Origin of the sequence: Streptomyces griseosporeus, from assembly GCF_014656055.1 — a bacterium.
Classification (GTDB): Bacteria; Actinomycetota; Actinomycetes; order Streptomycetales; family Streptomycetaceae; genus Streptomyces; species Streptomyces griseosporeus.
Window position 1 is genome coordinate 210538 of the sequence record NZ_BNBR01000001.1, and the last position, 17482, is coordinate 228019.

General features: G+C 72.4%; 13 protein-coding genes and 1 pseudogene. 8 read left to right on the forward strand and 6 right to left on the reverse strand.

Translation table 11 applies throughout. The features are described from left to right. Positions 1–142: 142 nt before the first annotated feature. Positions 143–2908, forward strand: coding sequence for an ATP-binding protein (locus IE308_RS00830; RefSeq protein WP_229908642.1), 2766 nt, complete (start codon positions 143–145; stop codon positions 2906–2908). 51 nt (positions 2909–2959) lie between these two features. Here the strand turns inward: IE308_RS00830 and IE308_RS00835 are convergent, their stop codons facing one another. Continuing rightward, positions 2960–3757: a helix-turn-helix domain-containing protein gene (locus tag IE308_RS00835; RefSeq protein ID WP_190216135.1), complete on the reverse strand. Its 798-nt coding sequence runs from the start codon at positions 3755–3757 to the stop codon at positions 2960–2962. Positions 3758–4000: 243 nt separating this feature from the next. Between IE308_RS00835 and IE308_RS00840 the strand changes: the two genes are divergently transcribed. After that, a complete protein-coding gene (locus IE308_RS00840) occupies positions 4001–4837 on the forward strand; it encodes an alpha/beta fold hydrolase (protein WP_190216136.1) in 837 nt (278 codons plus the stop codon). A gap of 264 nt (positions 4838–5101) precedes the next feature. Here the strand turns inward: IE308_RS00840 and IE308_RS00845 are convergent. The 3 genes and pseudogenes from IE308_RS00845 to IE308_RS00855 all read right to left on the reverse strand — a co-directional run bounded on the left by IE308_RS00845 (position 5102) and on the right by IE308_RS00855 (position 7499). After that, positions 5102–5952, reverse strand: a pseudogene (locus IE308_RS00845) (alpha/beta fold hydrolase). 71 nt (positions 5953–6023) lie between these two features. After that, positions 6024–6749 carry an alpha/beta fold hydrolase gene (locus IE308_RS00850; protein ID WP_190216137.1) on the reverse strand — a complete coding sequence of 242 codons (726 nt, stop codon included), beginning with the start codon at positions 6747–6749 and terminating at the stop codon, positions 6024–6026. Between the two features lie 312 nt (positions 6750–7061). Beyond that, positions 7062–7499 carry a universal stress protein gene (locus tag IE308_RS00855; RefSeq protein WP_190216138.1) on the reverse strand — a complete coding sequence of 146 codons (438 nt, stop codon included), beginning with the start codon at positions 7497–7499 and terminating at the stop codon, positions 7062–7064. A 328-nt stretch (positions 7500–7827) separates the two neighbouring features. Here IE308_RS00855 and IE308_RS00860 point away from each other — a divergent pair, with 328 nt between their 5' ends. The 3 genes from IE308_RS00860 to IE308_RS00870 all read left to right on the forward strand — a co-directional run bounded on the left by IE308_RS00860 (position 7828) and on the right by IE308_RS00870 (position 12366). Further along, complete coding sequence (locus IE308_RS00860) at positions 7828–8103, forward strand: WhiB family transcriptional regulator (protein ID WP_190216139.1); 276 nt, start codon at positions 7828–7830, stop codon at positions 8101–8103. Between the two features lie 236 nt (positions 8104–8339). Continuing rightward, positions 8340–11243, forward strand: coding sequence for a helix-turn-helix transcriptional regulator (locus IE308_RS00865; RefSeq protein WP_308440069.1), 2904 nt, complete (start codon positions 8340–8342; stop codon positions 11241–11243). Positions 11244–11346: 103 nt separating this feature from the next. Further along, on the forward strand, positions 11347–12366 hold the full coding sequence (locus tag IE308_RS00870; protein ID WP_190216141.1) for a helix-turn-helix domain-containing protein: 1020 nt from the start codon (positions 11347–11349) through the stop codon (positions 12364–12366). A 100-nt stretch (positions 12367–12466) separates the two neighbouring features. Here IE308_RS00870 and IE308_RS00875 read toward each other — a convergent pair whose 3' ends face one another. Beyond that, on the reverse strand, positions 12467–14347 hold the full coding sequence (locus tag IE308_RS00875; RefSeq protein WP_229908740.1) for an amidohydrolase: 1881 nt from the start codon (positions 14345–14347) through the stop codon (positions 12467–12469). Between the two features lie 340 nt (positions 14348–14687). On the opposite strand from IE308_RS00875, the gene IE308_RS00880 reads away from it, so the two are divergent. The 3 genes from IE308_RS00880 (at position 14688) to IE308_RS36685 (ending at position 16863) form a co-directional block, all read left to right on the forward strand. Next, entirely contained in the window at positions 14688–15659 is a 972-nt protein-coding gene (locus IE308_RS00880) for an alpha/beta hydrolase (protein ID WP_190216143.1), read from the forward strand. 355 nt (positions 15660–16014) lie between these two features. After that, entirely contained in the window at positions 16015–16593 is a 579-nt protein-coding gene (locus tag IE308_RS00885) for a Dps family protein (protein WP_190216144.1), read from the forward strand. Between the two features lie 117 nt (positions 16594–16710). Beyond that, entirely contained in the window at positions 16711–16863 is a 153-nt protein-coding gene (locus tag IE308_RS36685; RefSeq protein WP_229908741.1) for a helix-turn-helix domain-containing protein, read from the forward strand. A 154-nt stretch (positions 16864–17017) separates the two neighbouring features. On the opposite strand, the gene IE308_RS00895 is transcribed toward IE308_RS36685, so the two are convergent. Continuing rightward, a complete protein-coding gene (locus IE308_RS00895; RefSeq protein WP_190216145.1) occupies positions 17018–17482 on the reverse strand; it encodes a DUF5709 domain-containing protein in 465 nt (154 codons plus the stop codon).

Genomic DNA, 17482 nt, shown 5'->3' on the forward strand with positions numbered 1-17482 from the left:
CCCCGACCGTCGGGTGTTTCCTGGCCGCTGCCAGCCTCCGGGAGGCCGGGCCGACGACGCTTCTGTCATATGACCGGTCGTGCGGTCGGTGGCTGCTGAAAGGATGGGCCACGTCCTGATCACCACCTGGAGGAGAACCACCGTGACGCACGCCGGCATCGAGCACCCCGCGGGCGCGGGCATCCTGGGCCGGACGGCGGAGCTGTCCCGTCTGGTGGAGCTGCTCGACGCGGTGCACGGCAGCGGTCCGCAGGTGCTGGTCCTGACCGGGGAGCCGGGAGCGGGCAAGAGCACTCTGGTCGACCGGACGGCCGAGGAAGGCCGCGCGCGTGGCATGCGCGTCCTGCGGGTGCGCGGCAGCGAGGCCGAGAGCGGGCTCGGGCTCTCCGGTGTCCACCAGTTGCTTCATCCGCTGCTGCCGGGTGAGACGCTCGCCGACCGGCAGCGGGAGACCCTCGACCGGGCCTTCGGCGCGGCGGCGGGCGAAGAGGCGCTGGACCAGCTGTCGTTGTGCATGAGCGTGCTCGCCCTCGTCGACGAGGCCGCCGCGCGTCGGCCGCTGGTGCTGGTGGTGGACGACGCCCAGTGGCTGGACCTCGGATCGGTGGATGTGCTGGGCTTCCTCGCGCGCCGCCTGGAGGGCAGGCCGGTGGTGCTGCTGCTCGCCGCGCGCGAGGAGGCCGTACCGGCCCGCTTCGACCGGGACTTCCCGCACATCACCGTCGGCCCGCTCAGCCGGGCCGCGGCCGGGCTGCTGCTCGACGCGCAGCCCGCGCCGCCCCGGGGCAGGGCGCGGGCGCAGATCCTCCAGCAGGCCGCCGGCAACCCGCTCGCGCTGATCGAGCTGCCCCGCGCCCTCGCCCTGGGGCGGACCGGCACACTGCAGGACGGCGCGGCCGCGCTGCCGCTCACCGCGCGCCTGGAGAAGCTGTTCGCCGCCGATCTTCCCGGCCTGCCCGCCGCCACCCGCGAGGCACTGCTGCTGGTCGCCGCCTCGGGCACGGGGAGCCTGGCCGACCTGTTGCGCGCGGCCCCGTCGACGGACGTCGTCGAGGCGCTGGTTCCGGCCGAGCGGGCCGGCCTGGTGCGGGTCGAGGACGGGCAGGTCCTGCTGCGCCACCCGCTGGTCCGCTCCGCCGTGTACCAGGCGGCCTCCTTCCCCGAGCGCCGGCGGGCCCACCTCGCCCTGGCGGCCGCCCTGGTCGGCCAGCCCGACCGGAGGGCCTGGCATCTGGCCGCCGCGGCGACGGACCGCGACGCCGACGTCGCCGACGCCCTGGCGGAGAGCGCCGAGCGCGCCCGGGCCCGCGGCGGCCACGCGGCGGCCGCGGCCGCGCTGGAACGCGCCGCCGACCTCACCCCGGCGCCCGACCTGCGGGCGAGGCGGCTGCTGCAGGCGTCACAGGCGGCCATGTTCGCCGGCCACCCGCAGTGGGTCGGCGAGATGAGCGGGCGGGTGGGCGGCCTGACCGAGGACCCGCGGCTGCGGGGCGAGGCGTTGCTGCTCGGCGGCTGGGCGCTCGGGGTGACGCTCCGGCACGACGAGGCGGTGGGGCTGCTGCTCGGCGTCGCCGAGGCCGCCGCGCCTGCCGCCCCGGACCTGGCGCTCGGCACCCTGAGCACCGCGGCGACGTCGGTCTACAACTCCGGGGCGCCGTTCCACCGGACGGAGCTGGAGCGGATCGGCGCGCTGATCGAGGGGGCCGACGACCCGGCCGCTCTCGCCTGGTACCGGGCGGTCATCGATCCGCACGGGCAACGGGCCCGTCTGATGCCGCTGCTGGAGCACGCGCTCGGCGTCATGTCCGACGAGTCGCTGGGCGATCTGACCGCGCTCGGCGGCACCACCTGGATCCTCGACGAGACGGAGCAGGCGGTTCGCATCCTCGGCCGGACCATGGACGTGCTGCGGCGCGCGGGCAGCGCGGGCACGAACGCCACGGTGATGCAGGCGCTCGCCCTCGCCCTGTACGAGAGCGGTTCCTGGACGGCGGCGGAGTCGGCCGCGCAGGACGCGTTCTGGATGGCCACGGAGGGCGGGGCCGACAACGTCACGGTGGGCTCCTGCATCCTCCAGGCCACCCTGCGGGCGCTGCGGGGCGACCACGCCGGCGCGCGTACGCAGGCCGCGGAGGCCGTGCGGGGCGTGGACCTGCGCAGGTCGCTGAGCCTCCAGGTCAGGCACCGGTACGCCGTGGGCACGGCCGCGTTCGTCGCGGGTGACCACGCCGACGCCTACGAGCAGCTGCGGGCGACGTTCACCCGCGACTACCGCCCCGCGCCCGTCCACTACCACGCTTCCGCCTACTACCTCGCTGACCTGGCCGCCGCGGCCGTCCGCGCCGGGCGGAAGGACGACGCGCGCACCGTGGTCGACGCCGTCGACGAGGGTCTGGGAGCCGACCGGTCCCCGCGGCTGGCCGCCGTCCTTCACCGGGCCACCGCCCTGCTGAGCGACAGCGAGGACGCCGAACGCCACTTCCGGGCCGCCCTGGCCGGCTCCGCCGTCGACTGCTGGCCCTTCGAGAAGGCGCGCGCGCACCTCGACTTCGGCGAGTGGCTGCGCCGTCGGCGCCGCAGCGCCGAGGCCCGCCCCCACTTGGGTGCCGCGCTTGAGTGCTTCGAACGGCTCGACGCCCGCCCCTGGGCCGACCGCGCCGCCTCCGAGCTGCGCGCGGCGGGAGCCCCGGCGGCGGGAGCGGCCACCGTGCCGGCGGGCGAACTCACCGGGCAGGAACGGCAGATAGCCGAACTGGCCGCGCAGGGCCTGACCAACCGCGACATCGCCGCCCGGCTCTTCCTCTCCCCCCGGACCGTCGGCTACCACCTGCACAAGGTCTTCCCCAAGCTCGGTATCCGCGCCCGCGCCCAGCTCCGGGACGCGCTCTCGACGGATCAGCCCGGGTGACGTGGGGACGCACCGCGTGGCGCCGGCCCCCGCAGAGCGTGGACGTTCGCGTCACGACGCAGCCAGGGACTGCCATTCGCGGGGGGTCATGCCGTAGGCCTCCTTGAAGGAACGGCTGAAGTGCGCCGGGCTGCTGAAGCCCCACCGGCGCGCCACCGCCGCGACCGTGGTGTTGCGGTTGAAGGTGCGGCTCAGGTCGGTCCTGCAGGAGTCGAGTCTGCGCTGCCTCACCCAGGTGCCCACGGTGGCGCCGTGGCTCTGGAACAGCTTGTGCAGATAGCGCACCGAGATGTGATGGGCCCGCGCGATGGTCCGCGGAGACAGATCCGGATCCGTCAGCTGTTCGTCGATGTAGGCCCTGATCTGGTTGAGCATCTCTCTGCCCCCGGGCGTCGTCGTCGAGGCGCTCAGGTCCGTCTCGGCCTGCAGGAGTTCCATCACCAGGACGATGAGCAGGTCGACGGCGCTGCGCGTGAGCTGGCCGATGACGTCGGCACCGTGGGCATCCGCCTCGGTGGCCAGGGTGACCAGCACATCCGACACGATGGCGCCGAGGCCGCTGTCTCCCCGCACGACCATACCCGTGACACGGCCGAGGTCCTCTTCCGAGAGCGCCAGGCGCTGACGGGATATCCGAAAGACGGTCATCTCGCATGCGCCGTCGAATCGCAATGACGGGGGGCGGGCCGGATCGCAGAAAACGAGATCGCTCCGCTCCAGACAGATCTCGTCCCCGTCACCGCTGATCGCGGTCGATTCGCTGAGCACTCTTCCCAGGTACAGATAGCGGCCGTTTCCCGTGGCCGGTATTTCGGTCAGGACGTGGATGTGCCCCAAAGGCATGCTCATGGAATCCTGCTCCACTTGACGAGGGGTGCGGTGAAGGCGGTGGGGGTGCGCTTGGCGTGAGCGGCGACTGCCACTCTGGCAAGCGCCCGCTCCGGCAGGCATCAGTAAGTTGACGGTGGATCTCGCCCTCGTCCGGCCTTGGGCGCTTGCGGGCAACGAGCGGTGCGTTGCGGGACAACGGAGCCCCGGGCGCCGGGCCTAGCGTCAGGTGGGTAAACGTCGTTCGAGACGAAGGAAAAGCCGTTGCCGTACATCACAGTTGGCCAGGAGAACTCCACCGCAATCGACCTCTACTACGAGGATCACGGGTCGGGGCAGACCGTCGTCCTCATCCACGGCTTCCCCCTCGACGGCCACTCCTGGGAACGGCAGAGTGCCGCCCTGCTCGACGCCGGCTACCGGGTGATCACCTACGACCGCCGTGGTTTCGGCCGCTCCAGCCAGCCGACGAGCGGTTACGACTACGACACGTTCGCCGCGGACCTGAACACCGTCATGGAGAGTCTCGACGTCCGCGACGCCGTCCTGGTCGGGTTCTCGATGGGCACCGGTGAGGTCGCCCGGTACGTCGCCTCCTACGGCTCCGCCCGCGTGGCCAAGGTCGCCTTCCTCGCCTCGTTGGAGCCGTGCCTGCTCAAGGCCGAGGACAACCCGGACGGTGTCGCGCCGAAGGAGTTCTTCGACGGCGTGGTCGCGGCCGTCAAGGCGGACCGCTACGCGTACTACACCGCGTTCTTCCAGGACTTCTACAACCTGGACGAGAACCTGGGCACGAGGATCAGCGAGGAGGCGGTCCGCAACAGCTGGAACGTCGCCGCGGGGGGCGGCTTCTTCGCGGCCGCCGCCGCGCCGTCGACCTGGTACACCGACTTCCGCGCGGACATCCCCGCGATCGATGTGCCCGCCCTGATCCTGCACGGCACGGCCGACCGGATCCTGCCGGCCGAGGGCACGGCACGGCCCTTCCACAAGGCCCTGCCCTCCGCGGACTACGTCGAGATCGAGGGTGCGCCGCACGGGCTGCTGTGGACCCACGCGGAAGAGGTCAACGCCGCACTGCTCACGTTCCTCGGGAAGTGACGCGGCGGCGGTCTCCCCGGGGACCGCCGCTCACAACGGCCGCCGGGATAGCCGGGACGGGGATTCCGGCGGCGCCTTCCTCTTGCCCGGCTGAGGCGCCGTCGACGTCAGGGGGTGCGGACACCCGGGCGCGAGAAAACCGGTGGGGCCGGGACCGTCGTGGTCCCGCCCTCACCGGCGTTTCCGTACGGGGAACCGCTGGGAAGATGCGCGGCCCCGCGGCCCGGTGGTCTCCGGGCCGCGGGGCGCGGCGAACGCCTGGGGTCAGTGGCCCGAGCGGACGGAACGGACGGCGTCCAGGATCAGCTCCGTGACCGGCTCGGGGTCGCTCACGGACACGGCGTGCGGTGCGCGGACGGCGACGGTCCGGGCGCGAGCACGCGTGGCCATCCAGCGTTCGGCGGCCGGTGGGATGTTGCGGTCCTCGGTGGCAACGAGGTACCAGCTCGGGATCTTCTTCCACGCGGCGGCGGTGGCGGGTTCCCGGAGCGCGGCGAGGGTGATCGGCCGCTGCCCCGCGGCCATGACCTGCGTGGTCCGTACCGGAACACCTGCCGCGAACTGGCGGCGGAAGAGGTCCTGGCGGATCACAGTTCCTCTCCCTCTCCCCCACCGGGCAGCGGGTAGTGCCGGGTGGTGGTGGCCTGTCCCACAGTGCTGCCGGGGAACTTGTCGGTGAGCTGCAGCGCGCTCTCCCCGACCTCGGGCACGAAGGCCGCGATGTAGACGAGGGCCTTGACGCGCGGGTGGTCGGCAGCGGCCTGGCTGATGACCGCCCCGCCGTAGGAGTGCCCCACCACCACGACGGGGCCGGTGACGCTGTCCAGGACGCTGCGTATGTAGGCGGAGTCGCTCGCCAGGCCACGGAGAGGAAGCGCCGGCGCGAGCACGCTGTGACCGTCGTTCCGGAGTCGCTCCACGACCCCGCGCCAGCTGGAGGCGTCGGCGAACGCTCCGTGGATCAGGACGACGGTGGGCGTCTTTGGCTTGTGCGGGCTGCGGCGGCGGGTGGCTCCCGTCGCCGGCGTTGCCTGGGCGACGCCGGCGGTGCCCAGCGCGGCGGCACCGGCCAGGAGCGAGGCGGTCACGGTACGGCGGGAGAGGGGTGAGTTCATTGTGTGGCTCTCCGAGGAGGAAGGGATCGTGTCCGTCGTGCCCGGGGAGCGGGCGCCGGACGGCGGCGGGATCAGGCGGAGGTGGCCCGGACGGCTTCCTCGATCAGCTCGACGACCCGCGCCGGCTGCGAGAGCATCACCAGGTGGGAGGAGTCGACCTCCACGGTCGTCATGCCGGCGCGCCGGTAGCCGTAGCGCTCCACGTCGGGGTTGATGGTGCGGTCGGAGGAGGCGACCAGGCCCCAGGACGGCTTGGTCCTCCACGCGGCGGCCGGAGCCGGGTCGGCGAACGCCTGGGCGGCGAGCGGGCGCTGCGACACGGCGAGGACCTCGGTCAGGCGGGTGTCGACGTCGGCGGCGAAGATGGCCGGGAACGCGTCGGGCTGCACCGACACATCGGTTCCGGTCTCGTTCGAACCCTCGATCGGGAAGGGGGTGTAGACGAGCGCGGCGGCCAGGTCGGAGTCGGGGAAGCGGCCCTGCAGTTCGCCGAGGCTCTCGCCCTTCTCGAGGGCGTACCCGGCCAGGTAGACGAGCCCCTTCACGTTGTCCTCGGTGCCCGCGACCGTGATGACGGCGCCGCCGTAGGAATGACCGACCAGGATGACGTCGCCCGGGATCTGGCGGACGACTGAGGCGACGTAGGCGGCGTCGCCGACCAGGCTGCGGTTGGGCACGGCCGGGGCGACGACGTCCAGGCCGCGGGCGAGCAGCCGCGGGATGACCTCGGCGTAGCTGGAGGCGTCGGCGAACGCTCCGTGGACGAGAACGACGGTCGGCTTGGCGGATCGGGACATGAGAGAACTCCCTTGGTGTGATGGAGGGATGCGCGAAGCGGTCCGCTGTCGGGGACGGCGACGGTCGTCCGTCGCGGGTCGCGAGTACGGTGGCGTGCACCGCTCGGCGCTCGCCGGACCGTGGGAACGGACCGCTCCGATCGGTCGATCAGCCTGCTGGACGCGGTTGACGAGGCGCCGAGCCGCAGGCCGCCGGTACGACAGGAACGTTAGTGAGGAACGCGGGGTGCGCTTGACCGTCAGTGCCCGGCTTGTGGCCCGACCGTGCTCAGCGGTGGCGGGCGCGCGGCCCGCTGCCGGTGGTCCGCCGGGTCAGTGTGCGTCGCCGGGGCCGTGATCAGGGGCCAGGAGTACGGCGATACGGCCGGTGTGCGCGACGGCGTCGCTGATCCGCGGATGGACGAGCGCCTCCAGTGCTCCGCGATGGTGCGGGCTGAGGACCAGCAGGTCGGCCCCCCAATCTTCGGCGGCCGAGGAGATGGTGGTGGCGATCTGCGTCGTGAACGCTCGGACGGCGGTGCCCTCCACTGTCACACCTGCCGCACGCAGGCGGGTGAGCGCCTCATCGAGGATGTCCTCGGCTGTGTCGTCGTCCTCCAGGGAGACCACGGCGGCGAGAGTCGCGGTGGTGGGGGCGACGTGTACGACGCGGACCTCGGCCCCGGCCAACCGGGCCATGTCGCCGGCCAGGTCGATGACGGAGTGGCGGGCGGGACTGGCGTCGACCGCCACGAGAATGCGCTGGAACAATTCTGTTCCTTTCGGAATGTGCCTTGGATTTCAGGACGCGCGGGCGTGATCCGGCACGCGCTTCGACAGGGATACCGCAAACCGTCGTCCGGCCGGCGGCACATCCGACAGCAGTGCCCTCCCGGGCAACGCTCCGTGCATTCTTCGGCAAATCCCCTAGCCGCCGCCCCCTAGCGTTCGAGGAGACACATCGTTTCCACGCCACTCGGGGGCATCAATGGAACATCACACGGAACTGCTCCACCGGGCCGGTGACGCTTATGCCGTCCAGCTCCGCCTGGGTCCGTCGACGAAATCGGCGACCCTCATCGGCAGGAGCCGCTGACGGATGAAGAGCACGACGAGACCCCTCCTGCGTGACTGGACATGGCAGTCCGACGCGGCGTGCCGCGGCATGGACAGCTCTGTCTTCTTCTCGCCCACCGGTGAGAGCCGCCGAGCGCGCCGGCAGCGCGAGGAGGCGGCACGCGCGATCTGCCGCGGCTGCCCCGTGATCGGCCCCTGCGCTCGCTTCGCCCAGGCCTCCCGACAGCACTACGGCGTCTGGGGCGGCCACACCGAGGCCGAGCGTCGTTCCGCGGCCGGCGAGCCCCACCGCAAGTAGCCGTCGACGGCGTCACATTGATCTCTCATCGCGGTGACCGCGTCCCGTCTCCCTCACGTCCGGCGAGCAAGTGACCAAGTGCTCCAAGCGGCGCGGCTGCCGGACGCGGAACGGGCTCCAGCCCCATGACCTGCACCTCTCTCGCTCGTCGCCCCGCCTGTCCGGCACTCCGGACGTCACCTTCCAGGATGCGGGACGGAAGCCCGGCGGTCTGACAGCAGTCCTGTCAGCATGGCATGCTGCGCGTGTTCGATCGTGCACGCACGATCATTGCCTTTCTTGACGTAGAGGACTATGTGGACCGCGTTCAGCAGCCGTTGGTGTCGAACCGCATCGGCGGTGGTGCGCCCCCGCTACGCGGTCGCGACGAGGAGGTGACCCTCCTTGAGGCCCGACTGGCCGCACTGACACGGGGCGAGGGCGGCCTCGTGTGCATCGAGGGGGCTCCCGGCAGCGGCAAGAGCCGGCTGCTCGCAGAGGCGCGGACCGTGGCGATGCGTCACAAGCTGAGGGTTTTCCAGGGCGGGGCGGACCCCGACGGCCAGTTCATCCCCCTCGGACCGCTGCTGGACGGCCTGCTGACCGGTGCCGGGACCCTGTTCGACGTCGAGAGACTGCGCGATCTGGCGACCGCTCCGGAACAGCGGTTCTGGCTGCTTCAGGAGCTGCAGGACCGGCTCGAACGGGCGGCGCTCGACACCCCCCTGGTGATCGCCCTGGACGATGTCCAGTGGCTGGACGACGTCACGCTCCTCGCCCTGCGCACGCTTACGGCCCGGTTGTCGTCCCACGCGATCCTGTGGCTGCTGGCCGTCCGCAGCAACGCCGGCACGCCGGGCGTCCGCTCGACCCTCAACCAGCTCGATCAGGCCGGGGCCCGCCGGATCGCCCTCGGCCCCCTTCCGGACAGCGCGGTGGCGGAGATCACGCAGGACGTCCTGGGGGCCGTACCCGACCGGACGACGCTGCAGGCGGCCCGCCGGGCAGAGGGTGTACCGCTGCTGCTGGTCGAACTCCTGCGCAGTATGCGCGACGAGCACTCCGTGATCATCGAGGGCAACGTCGCGCGGCTGGCCGGTGCGGACCTGCCCGCCCGGTTCCAGGCCTCCGTGCGTCTCACCCTGGACCGGCTCGCCCCCTCCACCCGCGAGGTCGTCCAGACCGCGTCGGCCGTCGGCCGCACGGTCACCATCGGTCTCCTGGCCGAACTGCTGGGCAAGCCAGCAGCCGCGCTGATAACGCCGGTGCAGGAGGCACTCGACGCCCATCTCTTCGTCGAACGCAACGAGCGGCTGCTGTTCCGCCATGACCTCTTCCGTGAAGCGGTCGAAAGCAGCCTTCCGGTGTCCGTGCGCCGCGCTCTGCGGCGTCACGCCGCCGAAGTTCTGCTGGAGCGCGGCGCCCCGGTGACGGAGGCGGCCGCCCTGCTCGTGGACACCGCCGAGGCCGGTGACCGTCGCGCCGTCGAACTGCTGAGGACGGCGGCGGCGGAACTGTCCGCGTCCGCACCGTCATCGGCGCAGCAGCTCAGCCGCCGGGCGCTCGAACTGACCGCCCCGTCCGCGTCGGAGCATCCGGCGATCGTGGCGGAGACCATGCTCCTGCTGTGGCAGACGGGTCAGGCGTCACAGGCCCGCTCGCTGGCGGCCTCCGTGCTGCCGGGCAGCTTGCTGCCGGAGGCGGAGGCGCAGCTGTGGCTCGGTCTGGCGCGGGTGTCCAGCCAGTACGACTTCACGGAAGCGGCAGCCCAGGCACGCGCCGGGTCCGAGCTGCCCGGCATCTCACCCGCCGTGCGCGCCCAGTTGCTGGCACTGAGGTGCCTGAACCTGTCGATGATCGGGGACCTCGACGCCACGGCCGCCGCGGTCGCCGACGCCCTTGAGGCGGCGGCCCAGGCCCGTGACAAGGCCGCCCAGTCGACCGCGATCGCCGTCGACTCCGTCGTGCAGTTCTACCGCCTGGACTGGAAGCTCGCCTTCGAACTGGCCGACCGGGCCGCGGCGCTCGCTGCCGAGGTCGGCTTCGCCCATTCCCTGTGGGTTCCCGAGGCCCTGTGGAAGGCCTTCCTGTTCAACGCGGCGGGGATGGCGAACGAGGCCCTCGCCGAGTCCGAGGCCGGCATCCGGGAGACCCAGAAGAAGGGCCAGGCCGCGGCCATGGGCCTGTGGATGAGCAACCGCTCTCGGGCCCTGTTCGACGCCGGGCTCCTGGAGGACGCGCGGGCGGAGGCCGAGGCCACGGCGGCGATGGCGGACGACCTGGGCATGGGCAACTTCGCCGACGCCACAGCCCTGTACACGCTGATGCGCGTCGCCTTGCACACCAACGACCGGGAGGCGGTGCGCGCCTACGCCGCCCAGGTGCACCGCATGGTCGACGATCCGGCGATCCTCGTCCGCAACGTCGGCTCGTGGCTGCTCGCCCTGGTCGCCGACGACGAGGGGCGTCCCGACCGCGCCATGGAACTCCTGGACGAGTCGTTCAGTACGTTCGAGCTGGCGGGCCCTTCGCTGGCCAGCCCCGAGGACCCCGCCGACGCGCCCGTCTTCGTCCGGATGGCGCTGCGGGCGGGAGCGGGTGACCGCGCGGCAGCGGCCGTCGCCGTCGCCGAGCGCCGCGCAGCCGGCAACCCCGGCTTCCCGGTCCTCGAAGCGGTCGCCGCGCACGCTCGCGGTCTGCTCGACAACGATCTCTCGCTGCTCCTGCGCGCCGTGGACCTGTACGAGGGCATCCCCCGGCTGCTGCCCCGGGCCTCCGCCCTGGAGGACGCGGGCCGCAAGCTGGCCACACGTGGCGCCGCCGAAGCCGTGCCCCACCTCGACGCGGCGCTCAACCTGTACACCGCGGCGGGTGCCGAGCGGGACGCCGCCCGTGTCCGACGTGAGCTCCGCGCCGTGGGCGCGCCGCGCAGACGCACCTCGGCGAAGAGGTCCCCCACGGCGTGGCCGGAGCTGACCGCGTCCGAGGTGGCGGTCATCCGCCTGGTCGCGCAGGGGCTGACCAACCGGGAGGCCGCGGAACGCCTGGGTCTGTCACCGCACACCATCAGCTCCCACCTGCGGCACGCGTTCGCCAAGCTCGACATCGGCTCCCGTGCCGAGCTGACGCGTCTGGCCGAGACCCGCGAACACGCACAGTAGTTGCTTCGTATCCCACATCCCGTCTCCGGATCCGACCCGGTCGTGCGACGCGCGGACGCGCGGTTGGGCTTCAGGATCTGAGGGGGAAGGGGGGAACGATTCCATGACCACAGAAGCGACGGCGCACGGCGGCGTCCGCGACCACGTCTTCACCACCGATCTGGTTCCCTCGGAGGGACGGCGAGGCTACTGGCGCCAGGCGTTGTCCCAGGCATTCGGCGCGGTCGACGTCTCGGCGCCCCAGGACGTCTACTCCGGAACCGTCCGTACGACGTCGCTCGGCCGGCTCAGAGCGGTGACCGCCGAGGGCGACGCGGTGGCGCTGCGGCGGTCGCGCCGTCCCGGGGCCGGTGACGGCGAGGAAGGGAGCGTGGTGCTCCACCTCCTGGAGGCGGGGGCGGCCCGGGTGGAGCAGGACGGGAGGGAGTGCGCACTCCAGCCCGGTGACATCTTCGTCTCCGACACGACCAGTCCGCTCCGGCTGGACCTGCCCCGGTCCTTCCGCATCAAGTCCCTGGTCATGCCCCGTCAGACGCTGGGCCCGCGCGATCCCGGCGTCCGCCGGATCACGGCCCTGCCGTTCGGTCCGGACACGTCGCTCGGCGGACTGCTGTCCCCCTTCATCACCCGGCTCGCCGATGACGCCGCGGCGTTCCTGCCGCACACCCGGGAGGTGATGGCCCTCAACGCGGTCGAGCTGTTCGGCACGCTGGCCGGCGAGCGGCTCGGCGGGACGCGTGCGCACGTGCGGGAGGAGCCCGGGACACTGCTGCTGAAGGTCCAGGCGTTCATCGACGAGGAGCTGGCGGACCCGGACCTGTCCCCGGCGCACATCGCGCGTGCCCACCACATCTCGCTGCGCTATCTGCACAAGCTGTTCCGGGCAGAAGGCGTCACCGTGAGCCGTTGGATCCTGCAGCGGCGCCTGGAGGCATGCCGGCGTGACCTGCTGCGCGACCAGACAAAGGACCTCACGATCGCCGCGGTGGCCCATCAGCGCGGCTTCGCCAGTGCCGCTCACTTCAGCCGCTCGTTCCGCGCCGCCTACGGCGTGTCGCCCAGTGAGTGGCGCGCTGCGCAGCAGTCCGCGCCGGCCCGGCCCGCTGACGGATCCGCGTCCTGAGCCCGCCGCCGCCTGCACGGCCAAAAGCCCGCGCCCGCCACGGGATCACCGTGACGGGCGCGGGCTGCGAGGACAGCCGTCCGCGACCGGGAGGAACGGCTCAGAGGGAGAAGCAGGGATCGAAGGCGGGGCTGTCGTTCTCCGGGACCAGGCCGCGGCGGGCCCGCCACTGCCGGTGCTGTTCGGACTCGGCGACGGCCTCGCCCAGCAGCTCGGCCTGGCGGGCGCCCCTGAACCGCGTCTCCGGCGCGGCCTGGTATCCGCCGAAGCGCGCCACGGGACTCCACTCGGGGGTGACCGGGGGCATGGCCTCGTCGACGCCTTCGTACTCGCGCGCGCCGTAGACGACCCGGCCGCCGACGACCGTCAGGAGGGCTTCGATGTGCGGGATCTCCTGGTCGGGCACCGTGAAGAAGTCCTCCGACAGCACGGTGAGGTCGCCGAGGAACCCGGGGCGCAGGACTCCCTTGCGGTCCTGCTCACCGGTGAGCACGGCGCCGGCCGTGGTGAACATCTCCAGCGCCGTCTCCCTGTCCACGCGGTTGTGCGGCGGGCGGATGGTCAGGTCGCCGACCGTTCGGCCGGTGACCAGCCAGTGCAGGGCGACCCACGGGTTGTACGACGAGACGCGGGTGGCGTCGGTGCCGGCCGCGACGGTCAGGCCCCGGCCCAGCATGGCGCGGACCGGCGGGGCGTCCGCGGCGGCACCGACGCCGTAGCGGCGTACGAACGCCTCGCCCTGGAAGGACAGCCGGTTCTGCACCGACATGGCGCCCCCGAGGGCGACGATCCGGTCCAGGCTGTCCGCCGAGACGGTCTCGGCGTGGTCGAACAGCCACCGGTTGCCGCCGGGGAACAGCCCCTCGGTGGCGAGCCTCTCGAAGACGGCGAGGTCACGGCGGATGGTCTCGTCGTACGTCGCGTGCAGACGGAAACCCCAGCCGTTCTCCATCAGCAGCCGTACCGCCTTCTCGAACTCCACCTCGTAGTCGGCGGCGTGCTCGGGGCGGGGCACGGCGAAGTTCTCGAAGTCGGCGGCCGCCCAGGTGAGGTTCTCACCGGCGCCGTTCAGCCGCAGCCACTCGTCTCCGTCCCCGGGCCGGACCATGCCGATCCACCGGGTCAGGTCGTCGATCTCCTGGCCCGCGGTCTGCGGGAACAGGTGGTAGGCGATGCGCAGGGAGAGCTGTCCCTTGCGGGCCAGTTCGGTCACCGTCGCGTAGTTCTCGGGGAAGTTCTGGAATCCGCCCGCCGCGTCGATCGCCGAGGTGAGCCCGAACCGGTTCAGCTCCCGCAGGAAGTGCCGTGTCGACGCCTCCCGGTGCTCCTCGTCGAGCCCCGGCGCCTTCGCCAGCGTCGAGTAGAGGATCAGCGCGCTCGGCGCAGCCAGCAGCATGCCCGTCGGCTCGCCGTCACGGCCGCGCATGATCTGCCCGCCGCGGGGGTCGGGGGTGTCCTTGTCATAGCCCACCGCCTTGAGGGCGGCGCGGTTGAGTATCGCGGCCTGGTACAGGTGCAGGACGAAGACGGGCGTGTCCGGCGCGGCGGCGTTCAGCTCGGCGACGGTGGGCAGGCGTCGCTCGGCGAACTGCTCCGCCGACCAGCCGCCCACCACGCGCAGCCACTGGCCCTTGGGGGTGCGTGCGGCCTGTTCCCGCAGCATGGCCAGGCCCTGCCGCAGCGAGCGGACGCCGTCCCAGCGCAGTTCGAGCACGTAGTTCAGGCCCCCGCGGATGACGTGCAGGTGCGCGTCGTTCAGTCCGGGGATCATCCGGCGTCCGAGCGCGTCGACGACCCGGGTGGCGGGACCGACCTGGCCCGCCACGTCCTTGTCGCTGCCGATGGCGGTGATGACACCGTCGCGGACCGCGATCGCCTCGGCCTGCGGCAGACGGGGATCGCCAGTGTGGATCCTGGCATTGCGGACGACGAGGTCCGCCGCTTCGTCGGTGGCGTGCGGGATCAGTCCGCTCACCGGCATGGTGGACACCTGACAACCTCCTGGGGCGTGCGGCGTGGGAGCTGCGAGGGCAGCGCGCGGCCGCACGACGTGCGGCGAGGCGCACGTGTCAGCGAGCTGCGGCTGCTTCGCCGGTGACGCTAGTGCGGGGCCGGCTTCGCCGGTTTCCGCCGGACGCACCGGGGGTTGCCCGACAGCGCACCGGTCGTGGGCGAGTGCACCGTGGGGTCAGAGCCGGTGCGCACAAATGCAAGCCCCGGCGTGCGCACCGTTCTAGCGTGGCCCGGACGGCCCGGCGCATCTGCGGATCCGGTGCGGGCCGCACCGTCGGGAAACACGCGCAGCAGTCTGAGGAGTCCTCATGTCCTACACCTTCAAGCCGGTCCAGCCCGTGCTGGAGCCGGCGGCGGCCGCATTCGCCGAGGCCACCGCCAACCCGCCGTACCTGTTCGACCTGCCGCCGGCCGAGGGCCGCAAGGCCGTCGACGAGGTCCAGTCGGGCGACATCGCCAAGCCGGACGTCGACGAGGAGTGGGTCACCGTCTCCGGCGGCCCGACGGGCACCGTGCGGGCCCGTGTCGTCAAGCCCGCCGGCGCCGAGGGCACCCTGCCCGTGATCCTCTACATCCACGGCGCCGGGTGGGTCTTCGGCAACGCCCACACGCACGACCGCCTCGTCCGCGAACTCGCGGTCGGAGCGGGCGCGGCCGTCGTCTTCCCCGAGTACGACCTCTCCCCCGAGGCCCGCTACCCGGTCGCCATCGAGCAGAACTACGCCGTCGCACGCTGGATCGTCACCGACGGCGCCGCGAAGGGGCTGGACGCGGGCCGGATCGCCGTGGCCGGTGACTCCGTCGGCGGCAACATGACCGCCGCGCTCACCCTGATGGCCAAGGAGCGCGGGGACGTCCCCCTGGTGCAGCAGGTCCTCTTCTACCCGGTCACCGACGCGTCGTTCGACACCGGCTCCTACCACCAGTTCGCGGAGGGCTACTTCCTGCGCCGCGACGGCATGCAGTGGTTCTGGGACCAGTACACGACCGACGAGCAGCAGCGCGCGGAGATCACCGCCTCCCCGCTGCGCGCCACCACCGAGCAGCTCACCGGCCTTCCCCCAGCCCTCGTCATCACCGCCGAGGCCGACGTCCTGCGCGACGAGGGCGAGGCCTACGCCAACAAGCTCCGCGCGGCCGGTGTCCCCGTCACCGCCGTGCGCTACCAGGGCGTCATCCACGACTTCGTGATGCTCAACGCCCTGCGTGAGACCCACGCCGCCGAGGCCGCGATCGGCATGGCGGCCGGCACGCTGCGCACCGCCCTGCACACGCGCTGACCGACGGAGGGTGAGCGCCGGGGTGATCGGGGCCCTCGGGCGCACAGGCCGCGCGGTTCCCACGGAGGTGGGGCCGCGCGGCCTCCGCACGCCGCCTCCCGCCTCCGCCGGTGGCCGGCGACACCGGGCCGGGCACGCGGCCCCGAATCGGTCACCTGCTCGACGCAGGGGCACGCTGCCCTGCGCCGGTCACCTGCTCGGCGCAGGGCCACGCTGCCCCGCACCGGACACCTGCTCCACCAGGCGCGTGTGCGCTCACGGGCACCGGCACATGCGCTGCGGGACAAGGAGGGGCCGAGGGTGCCGCCTAGCGTTTGCCCGGTACACCGCACCACACGATCCCAGGAGGCACGACATGTCCGCCAACTCCGCCCACCGAAGCGGCAGCCAGCCGTGGCTGCACCAGAAGGGCGAGGTCATCCAGGACTTCGGGACCGTCAAGCAGTTCCCGCTCGGTCTGTCCTACGAGGCCCGCATGTACTCCTGCCAGCGCCTGAACAAGGTGCTCGCCGACACGCAGATCCTGTACGGCCTCTACAAGAAGCACCACTGGCTGATGCGGGGCGCGACCTTCTACCAGCTGCATCTGGTGCTGGACAAGCATGCGGGCGAGCAGCTCGAACTGGTCGACACCCTCGCCGAACGCGTCCAGACGCTCGGCGGTGTCGCGGTCGGCGACCCCCGGCACGTCGCCGAGATCACCTCGGTTCCGCGGCCCCCGGACGGCGTGGAGGAAGTACCGGCGATGCTGTCGCGCCTGCTGGAAGCCCACGAGACCATCCTCGTGGAGGCTCACGACGCGGCCACCCGCACCGCCGAGCTGGGCGACGACGGCACGAACGACCTCCTCGTCTCCCAGGTGATCAGGACCGGTGAACTGCAGTCGTGGTTCCTCGCCGAGCACCTGGTGGACACCCCCCTGGTCCGCTCCTGACGGCCCGGCCGGGGACGCGCCCGCACCGCCGCGTGTTCCGGCATGCCATGCGGCGGTGACGATCGTCTCCGTACCGGGCGGAGCGCTGCGCGGGAGCACTTCATGGACCTGCGGCAGATGGAGGTCATCGTCGCGGTGGCCGACACGGGTGGCTTCACCGCTGCGGCACGGAACACGTGGTGCAGTCCGCGGTGGTCGGGCACCGTCCGGTCCCTGGAACGTGAGCTGGGACAGCCCTGTTCGACCGCACGACCCACCGCCTGGCGCTGACCCCGGCCGGGGAGGCCGCCTTCGGGCCATTGCCTGCAAGCCACTTGACGGCACGTCACGTCGGCAGTGCGGCTCAGTGAAATTCTTCCGGCCCACGCGCACGCGTCCGGCCCGGCTGCGCGCGGCAGCCGGGCCGGACGGGTGTGGGCACCAGTCAGCGGGAACCGGGGTCGGCGATCACGTGCATTGCGGCTTCCTCCGCGGACGCCCCCGCCCCATCCAGTCCCACGTCGGAGGCGAACAGATCGGTCTCCGGGTCGTCCGGATCGCTGCGGTCGGCGGCGACGAGCCGGCCGGCGCGCAGGTCGCCGACCTCGTCGTCGACGAGTTCCCCGTCCGTGTCCCGGGTGTCGCCGAGACCGTCCCCCTCACCGGGGCCGATGTCCGGCACCTCCTCGGCCAGGCGCTCGTCCAGCGACTCGCCCCGCAGACGCTCGGCCGCCGTCACCCCGGTGTGTTCCGCGCCCCAGGGCCTGTCCGGCGGTGAGTAGCCCTCGTCCAGGGCCTCGGCCCCCGCCCGGTCGTCCAGTGTGTCGGAGGCGTCCAGCAGCCCCGTGCCGTCCAGCGTCTCCACCCCGTCCGGCTGGTAGACCCCGTCGCCGGTCATCTCGTCCGTCAT